Source organism: Amycolatopsis alkalitolerans, assembly GCF_006152065.1.
Taxonomy (GTDB): Bacteria; Actinomycetota; Actinomycetes; order Mycobacteriales; family Pseudonocardiaceae; genus Amycolatopsis_E; species Amycolatopsis_E alkalitolerans.
Map to the genome: position 1 here is coordinate 1 of NZ_VDFW01000064.1, position 5217 is coordinate 5217.

Annotated in this window: 3 rRNA genes; all 3 read right to left on the minus strand. The window is 56.9% G+C overall.

Annotation, left to right across the window (positions count from 1 at the left end):
- Nucleotides 1-2: 2 nt before the first annotated feature.
- The 3 genes from rrf to FG385_RS33570 all read right to left on the minus strand — a co-directional run bounded on the left by rrf (nucleotide 3) and on the right by FG385_RS33570 (nucleotide 5157).
- Nucleotides 3-119: ribosomal RNA gene (rrf, locus tag FG385_RS33560) — 5S ribosomal RNA — on the minus strand.
- A 93-nt stretch (nucleotides 120-212) separates the two neighbouring features.
- Nucleotides 213-3324: ribosomal RNA gene (locus FG385_RS33565) — 23S ribosomal RNA — on the minus strand.
- Nucleotides 3325-3628: 304 nt separating this feature from the next.
- Nucleotides 3629-5157, minus strand: a 16S ribosomal RNA gene (locus FG385_RS33570).
- The 16S, 23S and 5S rRNA genes sit together here, the layout of an rRNA operon.
- Nucleotides 5158-5217 lie beyond the last annotated feature (60 nt).

Sequence of the window (5217 nt, forward strand, 5' to 3'; positions counted from 1 at the left end):
AAGTTCGGCGGTGTCCTACTCTCCCACATCCTGGCGGGTGCAGTACCATCGGCGCTGGTAGGCTTAGCTTCCGGGTTCGGGATGGGACCGGGCGTTTCCCTACCGCTATCACCACCGAAACACTTTCAAACACACACGGTGTTTCGACTGTTTGCAGTTTGTCGACAGGTGGTGTGGTGTTTCAGGATCGTAGAGTGGATGCGTAGCATGTTTGTGGCAAGTCCTCGGCCTATTAGTACCAGTCAACTCGAAAACACATTACTGTGCGTCCATTTCTGGCCTATCAACCCCATCGTCTTTAGGGGGCCTTACCCCATCACTGGGTGGGAGACCTCATCTTGGAACAGGCTTCCCGCTTAGATGCCTTCAGCGGTTATCCCTTCCGAACGTAGCTAACCAGCCATGCCCCTGGCGGGACAACTGGCATACCAGAGGTTCGTCCGTCCCGGTCCTCTCGTACTAGGGACAGCCTTCCTCAAGTCTCCTACGCGCGCGGCGGATAGGGACCGAACTGTCTCACGACGTTCTAAACCCAGCTCGCGTGCCGCTTTAATGGGCGAACAGCCCAACCCTTGGGACCTACTCCAGCCCCAGGATGCGACGAGCCGACATCGAGGTGCCAAACCATGCCGTCGATATGGACTCTTGGGCAAGATCAGCCTGTTATCCCCGGGGTACCTTTTATCCGTTGAGCGACACCCCTTCCACCAGGAGGTGCCGGATCACTAGTCCCGACTTTCGTCCCTGCTCGACCTGTCAGTCTCACAGTCAAGCTCCCTTGTGCACTTACACTCACCACCTGATTGCCAACCAGGCTGAGGGAACCTTTGGGCGCCTCCGTTACTCTTTAGGAGGCAACCGCCCCAGTTAAACTACCCACCAGGCACTGTCCCTGAACCGGATCACGGTCCCAGGTTCAGATTCCCCATCCGGCCAGAGTGGTATTTCAACAACGACTCCACCCCAACTAGCGTCAGAGTTTCACAGTCTCCCACCTATCCTACACAAACCGAACCGAAAACCAATACCAAGCTATAGTAAAGGTCCCGGGGTCTTTCCGTCCTGCCGCGCGTAACGAGCATCTTTACTCGTAATGCAATTTCACCGGGCCTGTGGTTGAGACAGCCGGAAAGTCGTTACGCCATTCGTGCAGGTCGGAACTTACCCGACAAGGAATTTCGCTACCTTAGGATGGTTATAGTTACCACCGCCGTTTACTGGCGCTTAAATTCTCACCTTCACCCCCCGAAAGGGGTTAAGCGGTCCTCTTAACGTTCCAGCACCGGGCAGGCGTCAGTCCATATACATCGTTTTACAACTTCGCATGGACCTGTGTTTTTAGTAAACAGTCGCTTTCCGCTGGTCTCTGCGGCCAACCACCCCTAGCCCGCGAAAGGCTTCAGGGTTTTTGGCCCCCCTTCTCCCGAAGTTACGGGGGCATTTTGCCGAGTTCCTTAACCACAGTTCACCCGACCGCCTTAGTATTCTCTACCTGACCACCTGTGTCGGTTTCGGGTACGGGCCACACATGCTCTCGCTAGAGGCTTTTCTCGGCAGCATAGGATCACCCTCTTCACCACAACGGCTACGCATCACGCCTCACCCTATTGTTGTGCGGATTTACCTACACAACGGGCCACACGCTTACACCAGCACATCCACCAGCTGGCGGGGCTACCTTCCTGCGTCACCCCATCACTCGACTACTACCAGCTCAGGCCCCACGCTCCCCCACCTCGACCCGAAAGCCTCAGCAGGTTCGGGTGGTTAGTATCACCAGCCTCGTCCTGGACGAACACACGCGGGTACGGGAATATCAACCCGTTATCCATCGACTACGCCTGTCGGCCTCGCCTTAGGTCCCGACTCACCCTGGGCAGACAAACTTGACCCAGGAACCCTTGGTCATCCGGCGGCAGAGATTCTCACTCTGCATTCGCTACTCATGCCTGCATTCTCACTCCCACACCCTCCACAGTTGGGTCACCCCACTGCTTCACCGGGCGCAGGACGCTCCCCTACCCACCACACCACCCGTTAGGGCTCCCGGTGCGGTGACACGGCTTCGGCGGTGTGCTTCAGCCCCGCTACATTGTCGGCGCAGGACCACTTGACCAGTGAGCTATTACGCACTCTTTCAAGGGTGGCTGCTTCTAAGCCAACCTCCTGGTTGTCTCAGCGATCCCACATCCTTTCCCACTAAGCACACACTTCGGGGCCTTAGCCGGTGTTCTGGGCTGTTTCCCTCTCGACGACGAAGCTTATCCCCCGCCGTCTCACTGCCGCGCTCTCACATGATGGTATTCGGAGTTTGGTTGACTTCGGTAACCCGGTAAGGCCCCTAGGCCACCCAGTAGCTCTACCCCCACCATGAAACACACGACGCTGCACCTAAATGCATTTCGGGGAGAACCAGCTATCACGGAGTTTGATTGGCCTTTCACCCCTACCCACAACTCATCCCCCAGGTTTTCAACCCTGGTGGGTTCGGCCCTCCACACCGTCTTACCGGCGCTTCAACCTGGCCATGGGTAGATCACTCCGCTTCGGGTCTAGACCACGCGACTAGAAACGCCCTCTTCAGACTCGCTTTCGCTACGGCTACCCCACCACGGGTTAACCTCGCCACGCAGCACTAACTCGCAGGCTCATTCTTCAAAAGGCACGCCATCACCACCACACCCCAAAGGGCACAGCTCGGCTCTGACGGCTTGCAGGCACACGGTTTCAGGTACTCTTTCACTCCCCTCCCGGGGTACTTTTCATCTTTCCCTCACGGTACTCGTCCGCTATCGGTCACCAGGAAGTATTTAGGCTTACCGAGTGGTCCCGGCAGATTCACAGCAAATTCCACGAGCTCGCTGCTACTCGAGAACACCACCACACCACACCCACACAGCTTTCACATACAGGACTCTCACCCACTACGGTCACCCATCCCAAGGTGTTCTGCTAACTGTGCGGCATCGCGCTAGAACTGTCAGATTCTAGAAGACGGGTCTCACAACCCCGAACACACAACCCCTGACAGGTATCACATGCATCCGGTTTAGCCTCCTCCGCTTTCGCTCGCCACTACTCACGGAATCACTAAGTGTTTTCTCTTCCTACGGGTACTAAGATGTTTCACTTCCCCGCGTTCCCTCTCACAACCCTATACATTCAGGCTGGAGTAACACCTCATCACAGGTGCTGGGTTTCCCCATTCGGACACCCTCGGATCACAGCTCGGTTGACAGCTCCCCGAGGCTTATCGCAGCCTCCCACGTCCTTCATCGGCCCCTGATGCCAAGACATCCACCATGCGCCCATAAAAACTTGACCACAAAGATGCTCGCATCCACTCTACAATTCTCAAACACCACACCCAGAAACAACACCACGTGTTGCCTCAGGACCCAACAGTGTGCATAGCAAACAACCATCCATCCGAACCAGACCACCGCTTTCCACACCCCCACACAAGGAGCAGTACTCACCAGCCCATGATCAGATCAACGGCATTCAACCAGTAGGTTCACAATTCCATGAGCGCCCAGACAGGAACACATCCGGTCCCTGAACCTGGCCACTCCACCCCCACCCTGGCCCGAAGACCCCGAGGGAGCGGATGTGTTGTGCTCCTTAGAAAGGAGGTGATCCAGCCGCACCTTCCGGTACGGCTACCTTGTTACGACTTCGTCCCAATCGCCAGTCCCACCTTCGACCACTCCCTCCCTTACGGGTTGGGCCATGGGCTTCGGGTGTTACCGACTTTCATGACGTGACGGGCGGTGTGTACAAGGCCCGGGAACGTATTCACCGCAGCGTTGCTGATCTGCGATTACTAGCGACTCCGACTTCACGCAGTCGAGTTGCAGACTACGATCCGAACTGAGACCGGCTTTAAGGGATTCGCTCCACCTCACGATATCGCCACCCTCTGTACCAGCCATTGTAGCATGTGTGAAGCCCTGGACATAAGGGGCATGATGACTTGACGTCATCCCCACCTTCCTCCGAGTTGACCCCGGCAGTCCCCCACGAGTCCCCACCACCCCGAAGGGCGTGCTGGCAACATAGGGCAAGGGTTGCGCTCGTTGCGGGACTTAACCCAACATCTCACGACACGAGCTGACGACAGCCATGCACCACCTGCACACAGGCCACAAGGGAACCGACATCTCTGCCGGGATCCTGTGCATGTCAAACCCAGGTAAGGTTCTTCGCGTTGCATCGAATTAATCCACATGCTCCGCCGCTTGTGCGGGCCCCCGTCAATTCCTTTGAGTTTTAGCCTTGCGGCCGTACTCCCCAGGCGGGGCGCTTAATGCGTTAGCTACGGCACGGACAACGTGAACAGTCACCCACACCTAGCGCCCAACGTTTACAGCGTGGACTACCAGGGTATCTAATCCTGTTCGCTCCCCACGCTTTCGCTCCTCAGCGTCAGTATCGGCCCAGAGACCCGCCTTCGCCACCGGTGTTCCTCCTGATATCTGCGCATTTCACCGCTACACCAGGAATTCCAGTCTCCCCTACCGAACTCAAGCCCACCCGTATCCACCGCACGTCCACAGTTAAGCTGTGAATTTTCACGGCAGACGCAATGAGCCGCCTACGAGCTCTTTACGCCCAATAATTCCGGACAACGCTCGCACCCTACGTATTACCGCGGCTGCTGGCACGTAGTTAGCCGGTGCTTCTTATCCAAGTACCGTCACCTCACGGCTTCGTCCTTGGCGAAAGAGGTTTACAACCCGAAGGCCGTCATCCCTCACGCGGCGTCGCTGCATCAGGCTTCCGCCCATTGTGCAATATTCCCCACTGCTGCCTCCCGTAGGAGTCTGGGCCGTGTCTCAGTCCCAGTGTGGCCGGACACCCTCTCAGGCCGGCTACCCGTCGTCGCCACGGTAGGCCATCACCCCACCGTCAAGCTGATAGGCCGCGGACCCAACCCATACCGCCACAACTTTCCACCCCACCACATGCGCGGCAAGGTCCTATCCGGTATTAGACCCAGTTTCCCAGGCTTATCCCAAAGTACAGGGCAGGTTATCCACGTGTTACTCACCCGTTCGCCACTCATCCACCACCGAAGTAGCTTCAGCGTTCGACTTGCATGTGTTAAGCACGCCGCCAGCGTTCGTCCTGAGCCAGGATCAAACTCTCCAACAATGCATCGAAGAAAATCCGATCGACTCGAATCTCAAAGAAACCCAAAACAGGGCAAAAAAA